Source organism: Nocardioides marmoriginsengisoli, from assembly GCF_003725695.1.
Lineage (GTDB): Bacteria > Actinomycetota > Actinomycetes > Propionibacteriales > Nocardioidaceae > Marmoricola > Marmoricola marmoriginsengisoli.
The window spans coordinates 1-16,855 of sequence record NZ_RJSE01000005.1 but is presented as its reverse complement, the minus strand read 5'-3'; the positions used below and the strand labels follow the sequence as shown (position 1 = coordinate 16,855).

At 72.2% G+C, this 16,855-nt stretch carries 18 protein-coding genes; 13 read left to right on the top strand and 5 right to left on the bottom strand.

The window, feature by feature from the left end:
• The first annotated feature begins 18 nt into the window (after positions 1 to 18).
• The 7 genes from argB to EFK50_RS22095 all read left to right on the top strand — a co-directional run bounded on the left by argB (position 19) and on the right by EFK50_RS22095 (position 6,770).
• Positions 19 to 930, top strand: coding sequence for an acetylglutamate kinase (gene argB / locus EFK50_RS05895; RefSeq protein WP_183407700.1), 912 nt, complete (start codon positions 19 to 21; stop codon positions 928 to 930).
• Positions 927 to 2,120, top strand: a complete 1,194-nt coding sequence (locus tag EFK50_RS05890; protein WP_123226654.1) for an acetylornithine transaminase — start codon at positions 927 to 929, stop codon at positions 2,118 to 2,120. The genes argB and EFK50_RS05890 overlap by 4 nt, the downstream gene beginning before the upstream one ends.
• Positions 2,117 to 3,040 (top strand): ornithine carbamoyltransferase, encoded by a 924-nt coding sequence (gene argF / locus EFK50_RS05885; RefSeq protein ID WP_123226653.1) that lies wholly within the window; start codon positions 2,117 to 2,119, stop codon positions 3,038 to 3,040. Before EFK50_RS05890 ends, argF begins: the two co-directional genes overlap by 4 nt.
• On the top strand, positions 3,037 to 3,561 hold the full coding sequence (locus EFK50_RS05880) for an arginine repressor (RefSeq protein ID WP_123226652.1): 525 nt from the start codon (positions 3,037 to 3,039) through the stop codon (positions 3,559 to 3,561). Before argF ends, EFK50_RS05880 begins: the two co-directional genes overlap by 4 nt.
• A gap of 28 nt (positions 3,562 to 3,589) precedes the next feature.
• Positions 3,590 to 5,014: an argininosuccinate lyase gene (argH, locus tag EFK50_RS05875; protein ID WP_123226651.1), complete on the top strand. Its 1,425-nt coding sequence runs from the start codon at positions 3,590 to 3,592 to the stop codon at positions 5,012 to 5,014.
• Between the two features lie 84 nt (positions 5,015 to 5,098).
• Positions 5,099 to 6,436: an RNA polymerase sigma factor gene (locus tag EFK50_RS05870; RefSeq protein WP_183407699.1), complete on the top strand. Its 1,338-nt coding sequence runs from the start codon at positions 5,099 to 5,101 to the stop codon at positions 6,434 to 6,436.
• Positions 6,437 to 6,593: 157 nt separating this feature from the next.
• Positions 6,594 to 6,770 (top strand): hypothetical protein, encoded by a 177-nt coding sequence (locus EFK50_RS22095; RefSeq protein WP_183407698.1) that lies wholly within the window; start codon positions 6,594 to 6,596, stop codon positions 6,768 to 6,770.
• A gap of 48 nt (positions 6,771 to 6,818) precedes the next feature.
• Here the strand turns inward: EFK50_RS22095 and EFK50_RS05865 are convergent, their stop codons facing one another.
• Complete coding sequence (locus tag EFK50_RS05865; protein WP_183407697.1) at positions 6,819 to 7,112, bottom strand: type II toxin-antitoxin system VapC family toxin; 294 nt, start codon at positions 7,110 to 7,112, stop codon at positions 6,819 to 6,821.
• Positions 7,113 to 7,222: 110 nt separating this feature from the next.
• Here EFK50_RS05865 and EFK50_RS05860 point away from each other — a divergent pair, with 110 nt between their 5' ends.
• The gene (locus EFK50_RS05860; protein ID WP_246004056.1) at positions 7,223 to 7,810 is read left to right on the top strand and encodes a 1-acyl-sn-glycerol-3-phosphate acyltransferase; all 588 of its coding nucleotides are present in this window, start codon (positions 7,223 to 7,225) and stop codon (positions 7,808 to 7,810) included.
• A gap of 9 nt (positions 7,811 to 7,819) precedes the next feature.
• On the opposite strand, the gene EFK50_RS05855 is transcribed toward EFK50_RS05860, so the two are convergent.
• Genes EFK50_RS05855 through EFK50_RS05845 form a run of 3 tightly spaced genes read right to left on the bottom strand, consistent with a single transcriptional unit; the run spans position 7,820 to position 11,776 of the window.
• Positions 7,820 to 9,412 (bottom strand): ABC transporter permease, encoded by a 1,593-nt coding sequence (locus tag EFK50_RS05855; protein ID WP_123226649.1) that lies wholly within the window; start codon positions 9,410 to 9,412, stop codon positions 7,820 to 7,822.
• Positions 9,409 to 10,314: an ABC transporter ATP-binding protein gene (locus EFK50_RS05850; protein ID WP_123226648.1), complete on the bottom strand. Its 906-nt coding sequence runs from the start codon at positions 10,312 to 10,314 to the stop codon at positions 9,409 to 9,411. The genes EFK50_RS05855 and EFK50_RS05850 overlap by 4 nt, the downstream gene beginning before the upstream one ends.
• A gap of 46 nt (positions 10,315 to 10,360) precedes the next feature.
• Positions 10,361 to 11,776, bottom strand: a complete 1,416-nt coding sequence (locus EFK50_RS05845; protein ID WP_123226647.1) for a hypothetical protein — start codon at positions 11,774 to 11,776, stop codon at positions 10,361 to 10,363.
• A 112-nt stretch (positions 11,777 to 11,888) separates the two neighbouring features.
• On the opposite strand from EFK50_RS05845, the gene EFK50_RS05840 reads away from it, so the two are divergent.
• From EFK50_RS05840 to EFK50_RS05820, 5 genes are all read left to right on the top strand, one after another.
• A complete protein-coding gene (locus EFK50_RS05840) occupies positions 11,889 to 12,593 on the top strand; it encodes an acyltransferase (protein ID WP_246004055.1) in 705 nt (234 codons plus the stop codon).
• Between the two features lie 6 nt (positions 12,594 to 12,599).
• On the top strand, positions 12,600 to 13,724 hold the full coding sequence (rlmC, locus tag EFK50_RS05835; RefSeq protein ID WP_123226646.1) for a 23S rRNA (uracil(747)-C(5))-methyltransferase RlmC: 1,125 nt from the start codon (positions 12,600 to 12,602) through the stop codon (positions 13,722 to 13,724).
• 55 nt (positions 13,725 to 13,779) lie between these two features.
• A complete protein-coding gene (locus EFK50_RS05830; RefSeq protein ID WP_123226645.1) occupies positions 13,780 to 14,820 on the top strand; it encodes an AI-2E family transporter in 1,041 nt (346 codons plus the stop codon).
• A gap of 62 nt (positions 14,821 to 14,882) precedes the next feature.
• Entirely contained in the window at positions 14,883 to 15,083 is a 201-nt protein-coding gene (locus EFK50_RS05825) for a three-helix bundle dimerization domain-containing protein (protein WP_123226644.1), read from the top strand.
• 13 nt (positions 15,084 to 15,096) lie between these two features.
• Positions 15,097 to 15,945 (top strand): CHAD domain-containing protein, encoded by an 849-nt coding sequence (locus EFK50_RS05820; RefSeq protein ID WP_425454375.1) that lies wholly within the window; start codon positions 15,097 to 15,099, stop codon positions 15,943 to 15,945.
• Here EFK50_RS05820 and EFK50_RS22090 read toward each other — a convergent pair.
• A partial coding sequence (locus EFK50_RS22090) for a hypothetical protein (RefSeq protein WP_221177298.1) occupies positions 15,938 to 16,855 on the bottom strand: 918 nt, incomplete at its 5' end. The genes EFK50_RS05820 and EFK50_RS22090 overlap by 8 nt on opposite strands.

Here is a 16,855-nt window from a genome sequence, read left to right as displayed (position 1 = left end):
GCGACGAGCGGAGACGAGATGAGGCCAGCCGTCGAGCCGGCGAAGGCGGAGACCCTGGCAGCCGCGCTGCCCTGGTTGAAGGCGTACCACGGCAAGATCGTGGTGGTGAAGTACGGCGGCAACGCGATGGTCGACGAGGGCCTGAAGAAGGCCTTCGCCGAGGACATCGTGTTCCTGCGGATGGCCGGGTTCAAGCCGGTCGTCGTCCACGGCGGTGGACCGCAGATCTCCGAGATGCTCGACCGGCTCGGCATCGAGAGCGAGTTCAAGGGCGGTCTCCGGGTGACCACCGACGAGGCTATGGACGTGGTCCGGATGGTGCTCGTCGGTCAGGTGCAGCGTGAGCTCGTCGGCCTGATCAACCAGCACGGCCCGCTGGCGGTCGGGCTCTCCGGTGAGGACGGCGGCCTGTTCACCGCCCAGAAGACCAGCGTCGTGATCGACGGCGAGGAGGTGGACCTCGGTCTGGTCGGCGAGGTCGCCTCGGTCCGCCCCGAAGCGGTCCAGGACGTGATCGACGCCGGCCGCATCCCGGTAATCTCCTCGGTCGCGCCGGACGAGGACGGCGCCATCCACAACGTCAACGCGGACACCGCCGCTGCCGCCCTGGCCGCCGCGCTGGGTGCCGAGAAGCTGCTGGTGCTCACCGACGTCGAGGGCCTCTACCGGGACTGGCCGGACAGCGACGACGTGATCGGCGAGATCAGCCCGGAGGCGCTGGCCGAGCTGATGCCGAGCCTGGCCAGCGGGATGGTCCCGAAGATGTCCGCCTGCCTGGCCGCACTGAACGGCGGCGTGCCGCGGGCGTCCGTGGTGGACGGCCGGGAGCCGCACGCCGTCCTGCTCGAGCTCTTCACCGACGAGGGCGTGGGCACCCAGGTGCTGCCCGGCGTCGTCACCAAGATCAGGAAGGCCAAGGCCACCTCATGAGCGATCTCCAGGGGCGCTACGCCCAAGCGATGATGAACACCTTCGGCCAGCCCAGGCTCGCCCTGGTCCGGGGTGCGGGTGCGCACGTCTGGGACGACGCGGGCAACGAGTACGTCGACCTGCTCGGCGGTATCGCGGTGAACGCGCTGGGCCACGGGCACCCCGCCCTGGTCGAGGCGGTCACCCGGCAGCTGCAGACCCTCGGGCACATCTCGAACCTGTTCCTCTCCGAGCCGCAGGTCGAGCTCGCCGAGAAGCTGCTGGAGCTCGTCTCGACAGGCTCGACGTCCGGATCGGGCAGGGTCTTCTTCACCAACTCCGGCGCCGAGGCCAACGAGGCCGCCTTCAAGGTGACCCGGCGTACCGGGCGGACCCGGATCGTCGCCGCCGAGGGCTCCTTCCACGGCCGGACCATGGGAGCGCTGGCGCTGACCGCGAAGGCCGCCTACCGGGGTCCCTTCGAGCCGCTGCCCGGCGACGTCACCTTCGTCCCGTACGGCGACGCCCAGGCCCTCGCGGCCGCGGTCACCGACGAGACCGCTGCCGTCATCCTGGAACCGATGCAGGGGGAGGCCGGTGTCCTGGTCCCGCCGGACGGCTACCTGGCCGAGGCCCGGCGGATCACTGCCGAGCACGGGGCGCTGCTCTGGCTCGACGAGATCCAGACCGGGATGGGCCGGGCGGGAGCCTGGTTCGCGGCCGCGAACGACCCGGGGGTCGCGCCGGACCTGGTCACGGTGGCGAAAGGCCTCGGCGGCGGTTTCCCGATCGGCGCGTGCCTCGCGCTCGGCGACGCGGCGACCCTGCTGGAGCCCGGCAACCACGGCACCACCTTCGGCGGCAACCCGGTTGCCTGCGCCGCTGCGCTGGCGGTGATCGGCGTGATCGAGGCCGAGGGGCTGCTCGAGCGCACCGCGGTGCTCGGCCAGAAGCTCCGGGACGGCCTCGCTGCCGACCCGCGGGTGACGGAGGTCCGGGGCGTCGGTCTGCTGATCGGCCTGACGCTGTCCGCGTCGCTCAGTGCCGAGGTGGCCGCGGCCGCCCAGGCAGCGGGCTTCATCGTGAACAACCCGACGCCGGAGCGGATTCGGATCGCGCCGCCGCTGGTGCTGACCGACGAGGACGCGAACGCGTTCCTGGCGGCCTGGCCCTCGATCCTCGACGCGGCTTTCCCGGGAGACGTGTCATGACCCGGCACTTCCTGCGCGACGACGACCTGTCGCCGGCCGAGCTCGTCGAGGTGCTGGACCTGGCCGCGGCGCTCAAGGCGGCGCCGTACGCGAGCAAGCCGTTCGCCGGCCCGCAGACGGTGGCGATCATCTTCGACAAGCCGACCCTGCGGACCCAGGCGTCGTTCGTGGCCGGGATCGCCGAGCTGGGCGGCCACCCGATGGTGGTGGACGGCAACCTGGCCCAGATCGGGACCCGGGAGTCCATCGCCGATGTCGCCCGGGTGCTCGGCCGGCAGGCGAGCGCCATCGTCTGGCGCACCCACGACCAGAGCCGGATCGAGGAGATGGCGGCGCACGCCGGGGTCCCGGTCGTGAACGCGCTGACCGACCAGTTCCATCCGTGCCAGACGCTGGCCGATCTGCTCACGATCCGCGAGCACAAGGGGACGCTGGCGGGCCTGACGATGACGTTCCTCGGGGACGCCGCCTGCAACATGGGCCACTCCTACCTGCTCAGCGGTGCCGCCGCGGGGATGCACGTCCGGGTCAGCGGCCCGGACGGCTTCGAGCCCGAGGCAGGGATCCTGGCGCGTGCGCAGGAGATCGCCGCGACGACCGGCGGATCGGCGGCGGTGGTCGCCGACCCCCGCAAGGCCAGCGACGGCGCCGACGTCCTGATCACCGACACCTGGGTCTCGATGGGCAAGGAGACCGAGTCGGCGGACCGTGCCGAGGTGTTCCGGCCCTGGCAGCTGAACGAGGAGCTGCTCGCCCAGGGCGCGCCGGACGCGATCGTGCTGCACTGCCTGCCGGCGTACCGGGGCAAGGAGATCACGGCAGAGGTCCTCGACGGTCCGCGGAGCGTGATCTGGGACGAGGCGGAGAACCGCCGGCACGCGCAGAAGGCGATCCTGACCTGGCTGGGGGAGCGACGATGACCGGGCACCCGTCGATCCCGCTGACCAAGAGCGCCCGCCAGCAGCGGATCATCGAGCTGCTGGCCACCGGGGAGATCCGCTCGCAGACCGAGCTGGCCGACCGGCTGGCCGAGGCCGGGGTGATCGTCACCCAGGCGACGCTCTCCCGCGACCTGGTCGATCTCGACGCCGTCAAGGTCCGGCTCGCCTCCGGCGCCCTGGTCTACGCGGTTCCGAGCGAGGGCGGCGACCGGACGCCGGTGGTCGGACGCGAGACGGCCGCCTCCGAGGCGCGGCTCGCCCGGCTCTGCGCCGAGCTCCTGGTCTCGGCCGACGCCTCCGCCAACCTGGTGGTGCTCCGCACGCCTCCGGGCGCTGCCAACTTCCTGGCCTCGGCGCTCGACAAGGCCGAGCTGGCGGCGGTGCTCGGCACCATCGCCGGCGACGACACCGTGATGGTGATCTCGCGCGATCCCGACGGCGGCGAGATCCTCGCCCAGCGGCTGCTGGACCTGGCCAACGGCAACCACCCCGACCACTGACCGACCGCGCGACCCCGATCGAGGACTCATGACGAACGAAGGCAAGACCGGCCACGGCAAGCTCTGGGGCGGTCGCTTCGCCGGGGGACCGAGCCCGGAGCTCGAGGCCCTGTCCCGGAGCACCCACTTCGACTGGCGGCTGACGCCGTACGACCTGGCCGGTTCGCGGGCGCACGCGCGCGCCCTGCACGCCGCCGGACTGCTCACCGACGCGGACCACGCCGAGCTCCAGCGCGGGCTGGACGTCCTCGGTGCCCGGTACGACGCGGGGGAGCTGCACCCGGACCCGAGCGACGAGGACGTGCACGGCGCCCTCGAGCGGCTGCTGGTCGCCGAGATCGGCGCCGAGGTCGGCGGCAAGCTCCGCGCCGGCCGGAGCCGCAACGACCAGATCGCCACCCTGTTCAAGGTCTTCCTGCGCGACCACGCCCGGATCATCGCCGACCAGGTGCTCACCCTGGTCGACGCGCTCGCCGCCCAGGCCGAGAGCCACCAGGGCGCGATCATGCCCGGTCGGACGCACCTGCAGCACGCCCAGCCCGTCCTGCTGAGCCACCACCTGATGGCGCACGCGTGGCCGTTGCTGCGCGACGTCGACCGGCTCGCCGACTGGGACGCGCGGGTCGCCGCGGAGTCGCCGTACGGTGCCGGTGCGCTGGCCGGGTCGAGCCTCGGCCTGGACCCGGTGCAGGTCGCGACCGAGCTCGGGTTCACCGGCTCGGTCGCCAACTCCATCGACGGTACGGCGGCCCGGGACTTCGTCGCCGAGTTCGCCTTCGTGACCGCGATGATCGGCGTCGACGTCAGCCGGATCGCCGAGGAGGTCATCCTCTGGGCCACCAAGGAGTTCGGCTTCGTCACCCTCGACGACGCCTTCTCGACCGGGTCGAGCATCATGCCGCAGAAGAAGAACCCGGACATCTCCGAGCTGGCGCGCGGCAAGGCCGGTCGGCTGATCGGCAACCTGACCGGACTGCTGGCGACCCTGAAGGCGCTGCCGCTGGCGTACAACCGCGACCTGCAGGAGGACAAGGAGCCGGTCTTCGACGCCGTCGACACCCTGGAGGTGCTGCTGCCGGCGTTCGCGGGCCAGGTCGCGACCCTGACCTTCGACACCGACCGGATGGCCGAGCTGGCGCCGCAGGGCTTCTCGCTCGCGACCGACATCGCCGAGTGGCTGGTCCGCGAGGGCGTCCCGTTCCGGGTCGCGCACGAGGTCGCCGGCGCCTGCGTCCGGCGGTGCGAGGAGCTCGGTATCGAGCTGCACGAGCTCACCGACGCCCAGTTCGCCGAGATCGACCCGAACCTGACGCCGGGCGTCCGCGCGGTGCTGAACGTCGAGGGCTCCGTCTCGTCCCGCACCGGCCGCGGCGGCACGGCCCCGGTCCGGGTCGCCGAGCAGCTCGCCGAGCTGCGGGAGCGGATCGTCCGGGCCCGGGCTTTCGCAGGCTGAGACACCGGCGGTGTCCTGCGCTTAGTCTTTCCCTCAGGCAGTCGATCGTGGCGGCGCCGGAGACATCGACCGGGGGGTGATGCGGTGCTGGTTCGGCACGAGTCGCTGGAGACGTACGACGACGGACGGCTGCTGGCGCTGGCCCGCGCCGGCGACCCGGATGCCGCTGCCGTGCTCTGGGTACGCAGCTGGCCCTCCGCGCTCGCGGTCGCCCGGTTCGTCGCGGCCGACACCGGGGACGCCGAGGACCTGGCTTCCGAGGCGATGGCCACGGTCTTCGCGGCGATCGCGCGCGGGGCCGGTCCGACCGACGTGGTCCGGGCGTACGTGGCGACGACGATCCGGAACCTGCACACCACCGCGCTGCGCCGCCAGCGGAGGACCGGCACCCCGGTCGAGCTGGACGACGACCGGGTGCTGCGGCTGGTGGCCGAGACTCCGGACGTGACCGAGTCGGCGCTGGTCGGCCGGGCGTTCCGAGGGCTTCCGGACCGCTGGCGCCAGGTGCTCTGGGCAACCCTCGTCGAGGGACGGCCGGGCGACCAGGTCGCTACCGAGCTCGGAATCGCCCCGTCGGCGGTCTACGCGCTGAAGGCCCGCGCGCTGGAGGCGCTCCGCCAGCGCTACCTGACCGAGCACGCCCTCCCGGGCTGCGACCCGGAGTGCGCCGAGGTGCACCGGAGCCTGGCCGCCACCGTGCGCGGCCGGAACCGGCGCACCGCCGACGACCGCCAGGTCTGGCAGCACCTGCGCGGGTGCGCGCACTGCGCCGAGGGATACCGCGAGCTGAGCGCGATCAACACCAGGCTCGGCGCGCTGCTGGGACCGGCCGCGATCGGGTTGGTGCTCGCCGGTTCGGAGTCGGCCCGGATGGGCGTGCTCGAGTCCGTCCGGCTCGCGAGCGCTGGGTTCCGGTACGGGGTCGCCGCCGCAGTCGCCGGGGCGGTAGCCGCGACGGTGCTGGCCGTGGACGTCGGCGAGCGTCAGCCGGAACCGGACGGCACGGTCCGAACGAGTCGCGTCCAGGTCGCGCCGACGCCGACCGTGCTGCGGAAGGCGCGGGTGAAGGCATCGGCTCCGCACCGGGTGAAGGCGGCGTCGCAGGTGACTCCAGCGGTGGTCGCGCCGACCTGCGCAGCGGGCGCCGACCTGCTCCCGTCCGTCGTACCGACGGCGCTGGCGGGGATCAGCCTCGCGACGGTCCCGGAGCTGGTCGCACCGGCCGTCGGCTCGGTGACCGGCGCCGGGTGTCCCTCCGTCAGCCTGCGGCAGGACCCGCTCCCCGGACGCACCGCTGTCGTCCCGGTCGAGCTGCCCGAGACCCGGCTGACCCGTGAGCTCGACGTCCTGGACGCGCCTGTTCTCGACCGGGTGCCGCTCCCGGACGTCGCCGTCACGCTGCCGCCGCTGCCCGTTCCCTGAGCTGGTCTAGGCCAGCTAGGCCGGCCCGCGTCGGATCTCGGGACCGGGATCGTCAGTTCACCGGGAGATCTACTGCGCGTCGCCCGGTCGGAGTCTTATCCCCCTTCCGCCCGGGCGACGCGCTACCCGGACAGGTTCACCACGGTTGGAGGCGAGCATGCGGCGTGACCAGATCAGTGCCGACCGACGGCCGGCCAAGGCGTCCCCGGACACCCTGGCGAGCGCGGACGGCACGCCGATCGCCGTCTGGCGCGCCGACGAGTCCGACCCGGTCGACTACCTGGCCGCGATCTTCGACGACCTTCCCCGGGCGACCCGGCGGTCACGGGGGTAGGGGTCTCGGCAGGCTCGACCACGGGGGTAGAGCCTGCCGGGACCGTGCTCAGCCGCCGGGGGTGACGAGCTCCAGCCCGGCGAAGTACGTCCGGTACCGCTTGTCGTCGCGGGTCAGCAGCCGGTAGCCGCCGACAGCCGCGTGCGCTCCGATGTAGAAGTCCGGAAGGGGCGTCGGGCGCGACCCTCCGCGACGCCGGTACGCGAGGAACGCCTTGCCCGCCAGGAAACCTGCGGCGTAGGGAAGGGGCTCTCGGAGGAACTGGCTCGCAGGCATCGCGTTGTCGAGGTCCTCGACGTGGTCGAAGCCGAGCGACACCTCGGCGTACACGATCGGGTTCACCAGAACCCGCCCGCTGTCGAGCGCTTCCGCGAGGGCGTGGCGGGACGGCTGACGCTGCGCACCGGGGCACGCACTACGCTCACCCTTCACCCACCCTGAGCAGGAGACCCGTGGCCCGCACGATGAGGATCCGTCCCGCCCTCGCCCGAACCGTTCTCAAGCTCACCCGGTGGAAGCTGGTCGGGAGCGTTCCCGAGAGCGGCATCCTGGTGGGAGCCCCGCACACGTCCCAGTGGGACTGGCTGGTCACCGTGCTGATGGCCTGGAGCAACGGGGTCCGGCCGCAGGTGCTGATCAAGCACACGTACTTCAAGGGGCCGGCCGGAGTGATCCTGCGGGCGACCGGTGGCATCCCGCTGGACCGGGAGAACCCGGGCGCCGCGATCCGGGCGCTGCTGGCGGAGGCCGAGGGGAGCGACGCGTTCCTGCTGGCGATCGCCGCCGAGGGCACCCGCGGCAAGGGGGAGTACTGGAAGGCCGGCTTCTACCGGATCTCCCAGCAGACCGGACTGCCGATCACCCTCGGCTTCGTCGACGGTCCGACCCGGAACCTGGGAATGGGGCCGACCTTCCACCCGTCCGGCGACCTGGTCGCCGACATGGACTTCGTCCGTGCCTTCTACGCCGACAAGCACGGCATCAAGCCGGAGAACCGCACCGAGCCCCGGCTGCGCGAGGAGGAGACCGGCACCGTCTGAGCTGACCGGTCAGCCGAGGTCGCGGGTGCGGTACCGCATCCAGGAGACGCCGAGGAGTGCCGCCGCGATCGCGGTCAGCACCATCTCCGGGACCACGGCGAAGGCCTCGACCGGCATCGACGGCGTGTGCGTGTACGGCGAGAGCCCCAGCACCACGGCCGGCAGCCCGAGCAGCTCGCCCACCTGGCCGAGCGTGACGAAGAGCGCCACCGCTCCCCACCCGGCCACGGTCCAGGACGCCCGGACGGAGAAGGCGAGGGCGGCCAGCGCCACCACCACCCAGGCAGCGGGCGCCTGGGCGAGCGCAGCCGGGAGGATCTCGCCGAAGGTGTCGCCGACGTCGCCGCCCACGATCCCGTAGCCGAGGGCGACAGCGGCCCCGGAGACGGCCAGGAGCCAGGTCGCGCCGGTGAGCGCGACCAGCAGGGTGGCGCCGAAGGAGCGCGCGCGTGAGGTACCGGTGGCCAGCACCAGCTCGGTGCGGCCCGCCTGCTCGTCCGCGCCGCCGTGCGCGATCACGGCGATGCCGAAGCAGCTGACCGCGATCGCCACGATCGAGAGCTCCGCAGCGATCAGTGCTCGTTCGACAGCACCGTCGCCGCCCAGCCGGGCCACCACCTCGCGGGCGGCCTCCGAGTCGAGGAGGTCGCCGACGTTCGGCACGATCGCGCCGAGCACTGCGCCCAGGACGGCGGTCGCCGCACTCCAGACCGCGATCGTCGGGGTGTGCACGCGCAGGGCGAGCGCCAGGGCGTCGGTGAGTCCCGGCGCCGCGTCGGCCGGCCCCGGGCGCGCGGCGACCAGGCCGCTTCCCAGGTCGCGCCGGCTTCGCAACGCCTGCGCGCCGGTGAGCAGTGCGACCGCCAGGACGGCGTAGAGGGCGAGCACCCACCAGCGCGGGTCGGAGTACGCCCGGAGCTGGGTCGACCACCCGAACGGCGTCGCCCAGCTGAGCCAGTGCACGGAGGTGTCGCCGACGGCACGGAGCAGGTACGCCGCGCCGATCGCCCCGGCCGCCGCCGCGCCGCAGGTCCGGGCGCTGGCGGAGACCTGGGAGGCGACCGCCCCGATACCGATCGCGACGAGGCCGATCCCGATCCAGCCGGCGCCGAATGCCAGCGACCCGGCGAGCGGGAGGCCTCCGGCGACGTTGACGGCGGCGGTCGGGAGGCCGATCGCCACCGCGATGGCACTCGACTCGACCACCGCCGAGGCCAGCGGTGCGTCCCGGCCGATCGCGGTGCCGCCCAGCAGCTCTGCACGTCCGGACTCCTCCTCCACCCGGGTGTGCCGGCGGAGCAGGACGACGAACAGCGCCGCGACGAAGACCGAGTACAGGACCGTCATCTTCGTCATCGCCAGCTCACCGAGGCTGGTGACGTCGAGGATCGGCCCGTACAGCGCGACGATCGCCGGGCTGGCGTTGATCGCCTCGGCGGCGGCGACCTGGTCGCGCACGGTCGGGTACAGCGAGGAGGTGGCGGCGGCAGAGGCGTAGGCGACCGCGACGAGTGCCAGTCCCCAGAGCGACGCGAGCACCCGGTCCCGTCGCCACGAGTGCCGGACCAGGAGCGTCGTACCGGCGAGCGTGCCGCTGGTCACGGCGTCCGCTCCGGATCGGTCCGGTAGGCGTCGAGGAAGAGCTCCTCCAGGGTCGGCGGCGTGCTGGTCAGGGACACCACGCCAGCGCCGGTCAGCGCGGTGAGCACCTTCTCCAGGGCGTCGGGGTCGACCGAGCAGCTGATCCACCGGCCCTCGACGCCGAGGTCGTGGACGCCGTCGAGGCCGCCGAGGTCGGGGACCGCTGCACTCACCTCGGCCCGGATCCTGGTGCGCCTCAGGTGTCGCAGCTCGGCGAGGGACCCGGTCTCGACCGCCCGGCCGTCCCGGATGATCGTGACCCGCTCGGCGAGCCGCTCGACCTCGCTGAGGATGTGGCTGGAGAGGAGGACGGTCGCGCCGCGTGCGGTGTGATCGGCCACGCAGTCGTTGAACACCTGCTCCATCAACGGGTCCAGTCCGGAGGTCGGCTCGTCGAGGATCAGCAGATCGGTGTCGGCGGAGAACGCGGCGACCAGGGCGACCTTCTGACGGTTCCCCTTCGAGTAGGCCCGCCCCTTCTTGGTCGGGTCGAGCGCGAACAGCTCGAGCAACGCGCCCCGACGGGCCGGGTCCGGCTTGGTGCCCCGCATCCGGGTCAGCAGGTCGATCGTCTCGCCACCGGTCAGGTTCGGCCAGAGAGCGACGTCGCCCGGCACGTAGGCCAGCCGTCGGTGGATCGCGACGGTGTCGCGCCAGGGGTCCAGGCCGAACACCGACGCGGTGCCGCCGTCGATCCGCAGCAGGCCGAGCAGGGCCCGGATGGTCGTCGACTTGCCGGCGCCGTTCGGGCCCAGGAACCCGTGCACCTCGCCGGGAGCGACCGAGAGATCGAGGCCGTCGAGGGCTCGGAAGGCACCGAACTCCTTGACCAGCCCCTGCACGTCGATGACAGCAGCACTCATGCACCCAAACTACGACCAGGGACCGGCAGAGTTCTCAGAACACCCGTCACCGGTGGCGAGCCGCGGAGGGGACCACCACGATGTAGTCACCGGTACGCATCACGTGGCGGCCGGCCGCGATGCGGGCGACCACGCTCGGTCTCGAGCCGAGCCGGCAGGACGGCGGGTGACACCCGAGCAGCGTGATCCCGTGGTCGGCGCGGGTCTTCTCGCTGAGGTACTGGGTCTCCTGGCGGAACAGGCCCCGGCGCCAGTCCTCCTCGCTGCCGAGGAGGTAGATGGCGTCGTACGGCGCCTTCCGGGCCTCGGCCACCACCCGGTCCTCGATCCGCTGGTAGTGCTCGCGCCGGTCCTGGGAGTACTCGACGGCGGCCTGCCAGTACCGGATACCCCAGGAGCCGACGACGACCAGCGCCACCACCGCGGCCGCGCGGCCCCATTGACGTGCGCTCGTCTCCCGGGCGATCCAGACGAACGGAACGACCACGAGCAGCCAGAGCCAGGCGTTGGACCGGTACGGCGTGAAGGTGCCGCTCGCGATCGTGGTTGCGGCCTGCACCCCGAGGAGGGCGACGACGAGCAGCACGAGGCGCAGGCCGCGGGCGCGCAACCGCGGCAGTGCGAGACAGACGGCGACGCCCAGGGCGCCGAGCGCGATCGGAATCGTCGTGCTGCCGACGAGCTCGCCGACGCTGTCGGCGTACGTGCGCAGGTTCTGGCCGACATCGCCCAGGTCGTGCAGCGGATTCGGGCGCCGCCAGGCCATCGGCTCGATGCCGAAGGTGCCGAAGGCGATCTGGTTCAGCGTGAAGACGACCAGCGCGCTGGCGACGTAGGCAAGTCCGAAGACGACGGTGATCCCGGTCAGCTCGCGCAGGCTGCGGTCGACGAGCTCGACCACGACGATCACCAGGATCACGAGGGCCGCCGGGGGATAGCTCAGGAACGCCAGGAAGGTAGCGAGCACCACCCAGGCGCGGAGCAGCTGGGGGCGTCGCGCGCAGCGGGAGACCGTGAGGGCGGCCACGGCCGTGATCAGCATCGAGGGCCCGAGGGTGGCCGGCCAGAGCCAGAGGTCGGCGATCATCGGGGAGGAGAACAACGCCAGCGCGACCGGCAGGCCGAGCCAGCCCGGCGCCCACCGTCGGGCGACGCCGGCGACGAAGGTCAGGTAGGCGGTCCCGAAGAGCAGCACCGCGGTCACCGGGGTGAGCAGGTGCCCGGGCCCGAGCCACCACAGGTAGTTGAGCCAGCGCCCCTCGGCCAGGACGTGATCGAGCATCGCGTCGCGTCGCGCCGCATCGACGGGGAGCAGGAAGCCCCAGTCGTCGTGGGCGATGTAGGGGTGCCCGACCTGGCGCCAGGCTTCGGTGAGCACGAGGGCGGCGAGCAGTCCCAGCGCCCACGGCAGCACGCGCCCCCACCGGGTAGGCGCGGAGGTGTTGCGGTGCTCGGTGCGCACGACCCGTCCTTTGCTGCCGGCGCAGATCGACAAGGGCGGCTGTCGCACCAGCGGGTCGGACTTTAGCGCCTGCGGTGCTGTGCGCACCGGCGCGAAGCGGTAATCTCCGCCCGTGTCCTGGTCCCGTCGCCTGCGCAACCGCGCCGTCCATGCCGCCCGCCGCTGGGTGCTGGAGGCCGGCGCGATCGTGCCCGGTACGGCGGAAGCGGACAAGTTCGGCACCTTCGGGGCGCGGAGCTACTTCTCCTACCCGCCGGCCGCCGTCTACGGGCACCGCGCGATCCACATCGGTGAGGACACCCTGATCGGCGCCGGTTCGAACCTGATCGTCGGGTACTCCCCGGACGAGGTGGACCTCCCCGCACGCGGCCTGGTGATCGGCGATCGCTGCGTGATCGGCGCGATGGCGACGCTCACCGCGCACGAGTCGATCACGATCGGCGACGACGTCTGGTTCGGCCGCAACGTCTTCGTCTCCGACGCCAGCCACGGCTACCAGGATCCGAGCACGCCGATCGGGCAGCAGCTCGGTCCGAAGCAGCCGGTCTCGATCGGGTCGGGCAGCTGGCTGGGGCACGGCGCGATCGTGCTCCCGGGCGCGCAGATCGGGCGGAACGTGGTCGTCGGTGCCGGCTCCGTCGTACGCGGCGAGATCCCCGACCACGCCGTGATCGCCGGTGTGCCGGCCAAGGTGGTCCGGGTGCTGGAGCCGGGCGTCGGCTGGCTGGCGACCAGCGGGTCCGGTGACCTGCGGCCCACCTGGACGACCGAAGAGGTCGAGGCGATGCTCGCCGGCGAGATCCCTCCGCTCTTCTGAGCTCCGATGGACTGCGACCACTACGACGCCGGCCGCTGCCGTTCCTGCAGCTGGCTGCCCCGCCCGTACGACGACCAGGTCGCCGCGCTGCAGGCACGCAGTGAGGCGCTGCTCCAGACCCCCGCGGGACTGGTCTGGGAGGTACCGTTCCGCGGTCCCGAGCAGGCGTTCCGCAACAAGGCCAAGATGGTCGTCACCGGCACCGCCGACGCACCGCGGCTGGGCATCCTGGGGGAGTCCGGCGCGGGGGTCGACCTGCGCGACTGCGGCCTCTACGTGCCGGCGATCACGGACGCGCTCCCGGTCGTCGCCGAGTTCGTCACCCGGGCGAAGCTGCCGCCGTACGACGTGGCCGCGCGACGCGGTGAGCTGAAGCTGGTGATCCTGACCGCCGCGCCCACCGGCCGGCTGATGCTCCGGTTCGTGGCCCGCTCGCAGGAGCCGGTGACCCGGATCCGGAAGCACCTGCCGTGGCTGCTCGAGACCCTGCCCGGTCTGCTCGTGGTCTCGGTGAACCTCCAGCCCGAGCACAAGGCGGTGCTGGAGGGTGCGGACGAGATCCTGCTCACCGAGGCGGACGCGCTGCCGATGCCGGTCAACGACGTCCACCTGCAGCTGCGCACCAGGAGCTTCTTCCAGACCAACACCACCGTGGCGGCGGCGCTCTACCGGGACGCCCGGAGCTGGGTCGCCGACCTCGGGACGGAGGCGGTCTGGGACCTCTACTGCGGGGTCGGCGGTTTCGCGCTGCACCTGGCCGGGCCGGGGCGCCGGGTGATCGGCGTCGAGTCGAGCGCCGAGGCGATCAGGAGCGCCCAGGAGAGCGCGGTCGACGCCGGGGCCGCTGCGGAGTTCGTGGTCGCGGACGCGACGGCGTACGCACTGGACAGCCCGCCGCCGGACCTGGTGGTCGTGAACCCGCCTCGCCGCGGGATCGGTACCGAGCTGACCGACTGGCTGGAGGCCTCGACGGTCCGCCAGGTGCTCTACTCCAGCTGCAACCCCGAGTCGCTGGCCCGCGATCTGGCCCGGATGCCGAGCCTCGTTCCACGACGCGCCCGGCTCTTCGACATGTTCCCGCACACCGAGCACGTCGAGGTGCTGACCCTGCTGGAGCGCACCGGCCGGTGAGCGCGACCAGGTGATGCAGTACGTTCGACGCTCACCGACACCCGAGGAGCCGGCGATGGAACGACTTCAACCCCGGGCGCTCAGCGTCCTCGTCGGGCTGGCTGCGCTGACGATCGCGCTGGCCGGCCTGCGCGGTGTCGCCGGCATCGTCGGCCCTGCCTTCCTGGCGCTGGTCCTGATCATCACGGTCTACCCCGTGCGGGTGTGGCTGGTGAAGCACCACGTGCCGGGGTGGCTGGCCTCGGTGATCCTGCTGCTCTCGGTCTACGCGCTGATGATCCTGGTGACCCTGGCCCTGGTGATCTCGGTCGGGCGGCTCGCGGTACTGGTGCCCGACTACACCCCGCAGATCAACGGCTACGTCACCGACGTGACGGCCTGGTTGCAGGACCGGGGTGTCGGCAGCGACCAGGTCAACGCGATCAAGGACTCCTTCGACGTCGGCAGCCTGGTGGGCGTCGCCACGGACATCCTGAGCGGCATCCTGGGCGTCCTCTCGGACATCTTCTTCATCATGACCCTGCTGCTCTTCCTGGCGTTCGACGCGGCGCCGACGATGAAGGTCGTCGGCACCCTGGCCGACCACAAGCCCGACGTGGTGGCGGGCCTGGCCAGCTTCGCGAGCGGCACCCGCAGCTACATGGCGGTCTCGGCCGGTTTCGGGTTCATCGTCGCCGTGGTCGATGTCGGCGCGCTGCTGATCATCGGTGTGCCCGGCGCCTTCATCTGGGGAGTGCTGGCGTTCGTCACCAACTTCATCCCGAACGTCGGCTTCGTGATCGGGGTGGTCCCGCCGGCGGTGATCGCGCTCCTCGACGGCGGCCCGGGCCTGATGATCGCGGTGGTCATCATCTACTCGGTGATCAACTTCGTGATCCAGTCGGTGATCCAGCCCCGGTTCGTCGGTGACGCCGTCGGCCTCTCGGCGACGCTGACCTTCATCTCGTTGGTCTTCTGGGCCTGGGCGGTCGGCCCGCTCGGGGCACTGCTCGCGGTCCCGCTGAGCCTGCTGTTCAAGGCACTGCTGGTCGAGGCCGATCCGGACGCCCGTTGGGCGCTGCCCCTGATCTCCGGGAAGGTCCCGGCGGCCGACTGAGCCTCTGGATTGTTCACCAACCGTTCACTTGTCGTGGAGCGGGACGATGCCGATGATGAGTCATGGCGTCCAAGGATGAGGCACAAGCGCTCGAGCAGGTCGCGGCCCGGTTGAAGGCGCGGCACCCGAGCATCGACATCACCACCATCAAGGCCCAGGTCGACGCGGCGTACCACGAGTTCGACGGGGCCCCGATCCGCGACTTCGTGGAGATCCTGGTCGAACGCGCTGCGCTGGAGAAGGTGGAACAGCAGGTTGCCTGACCCCGGCGCGGGGGTGTCACGGGTACCCCTGGGTCGGCTCGTCGAGGACCAGGTGGTGGCAGTGCGTGCCGCCGTCGCCGAGCTGCGGGTCGACCTGGGAGCGGTCCACGACGCCCGGGTCGCGCTGCGCAGACTGCGGGCGACGCTGACCGTCTTCCGACCGGTGCTGGCGGACCTCCCGCCCGAGCTCGGTACGGACCTGCGCTGGTTCGCCCGGCAGCTGGCCGCGACCCGAGACGCGGAGGTCGCCGGCGAGCGACTGGGCGGGCGCCTGGAGGCAGCCGAGGAGCGTGCCGCGGCCGTGGTCCTCGCCGACCACCTGGCCTGCTGGGCGGACGAGGCAGCAGCTGCGGCCGGAGCGGCCCTCGCCGACGAGCGCACCGACCTCCTGCTGCTCGCGCTGGGCCGGCTGCACCTCCAGGTGCCGACCGCGCCGCAGATCTACCTCGACCTCGAGATCCGGCGACTGGCGATGCGGACGCTCGACGACCTCTGCGCCGACCTGCCGGCGGCCCTTGCTACCGACCTCCCGCCGGGCCGGCGTGCGCGCCTGCTGCACGACCAACGGAAGCAGGTGAAGGTTGCCCGGGCGGTCACCGGTGTGCTGGACGTGGCCGCGGAGCAGCGCTCCGGGCTCGACAAGGCGATGCGGTCCGTCCAGGAGCTACTCGGGGAGCACCACGACGCGGTCGTGGCCCGAGAGTGGATGACGCTGGTCGCGATCCGGGAACCGGCCACGGCCGACCTGGTACGCCGGCTCCGCCGGGAGGAGCGTGCCGGGATGGTCGCCGTCGAGGAGAAGCTGGTCCCCGCGGTCGATCGGCTCGTCGCCCGGGCCGGCGCGATCCGTACGGCTACTTGATCTTCCCGGTCTTCGCGCTCACCCGGTTGGCGGTCAGGTAGGACGTCTTGCTCTGGTAGACGCGCACCGAGATCCGCTTGCCCTTGTCGGCCTTGCGGAGCTTGTAGGTGCGTCGGACCTGTCCGGGGATCAGCTTCCCGTCGCGGTACCAGCGGTAGCTCAGCGCGACCGGCTTGGGCCCCCAGGACCCGGTGCTCGCGCTCAGGGTCCTGCCCACCTTGCGGGTCCCGGTGATCGTGACGGCAGTCGGGGTCAGGACGCCGATCGAGGTGGCGGTGGGCGCCGACCGCTTCGTGACGGCGGCGACTCCCGGTGACGTGCCGGTCACCTCGACGGTGATCCTTCGGCCGGCCTCGGTGTTGCGCGGCTTGAACGTGCTGGACCGTGCTCCCGCGATCACCGTGTCGTTGGCGAACCAGCGGTAGGTCAGGTGGACACCAGCAGGTCCCCAGGCGCCCGGGACCGCCGTCAGCGTGGAGCCGGTGCGCGCGGTGCCGGTGATCCTCGGTGTCGTCCCGGTGACCGGGGGCAGGGGAGCGGCGGTCACCGCAGCGGTGGGCGAGGAGGTCTTCACGGTCGTGGTGTGTCCGGCCAGGGTGCCGGTGACCTGGACGGTGATGGCGTCCCCGATGTCACCGGTGACAGGCGTGTAGGTCGGGTTGGTCGCGCCGGTGATCTCGTCGGCACCGGCGAACCACTGGTAGGCGAGCGCCACCCCGGACGGCCCCCACGTTCCCGGTGTCGCGGTGAGGACCTGGTCGACCTGAGGCGTTCCGTTGATCGTCGGCGTCGTCCCGGTGACCGGGGGAACCGGAGCCGCGGTCACCGCAGCAGTGGGCGACGAAGTCTTCACGGTCGTGGTGTGTCCCGCCAGGGTGCCGGTGACCTCGACAGTGATGGCCTCGCCGAT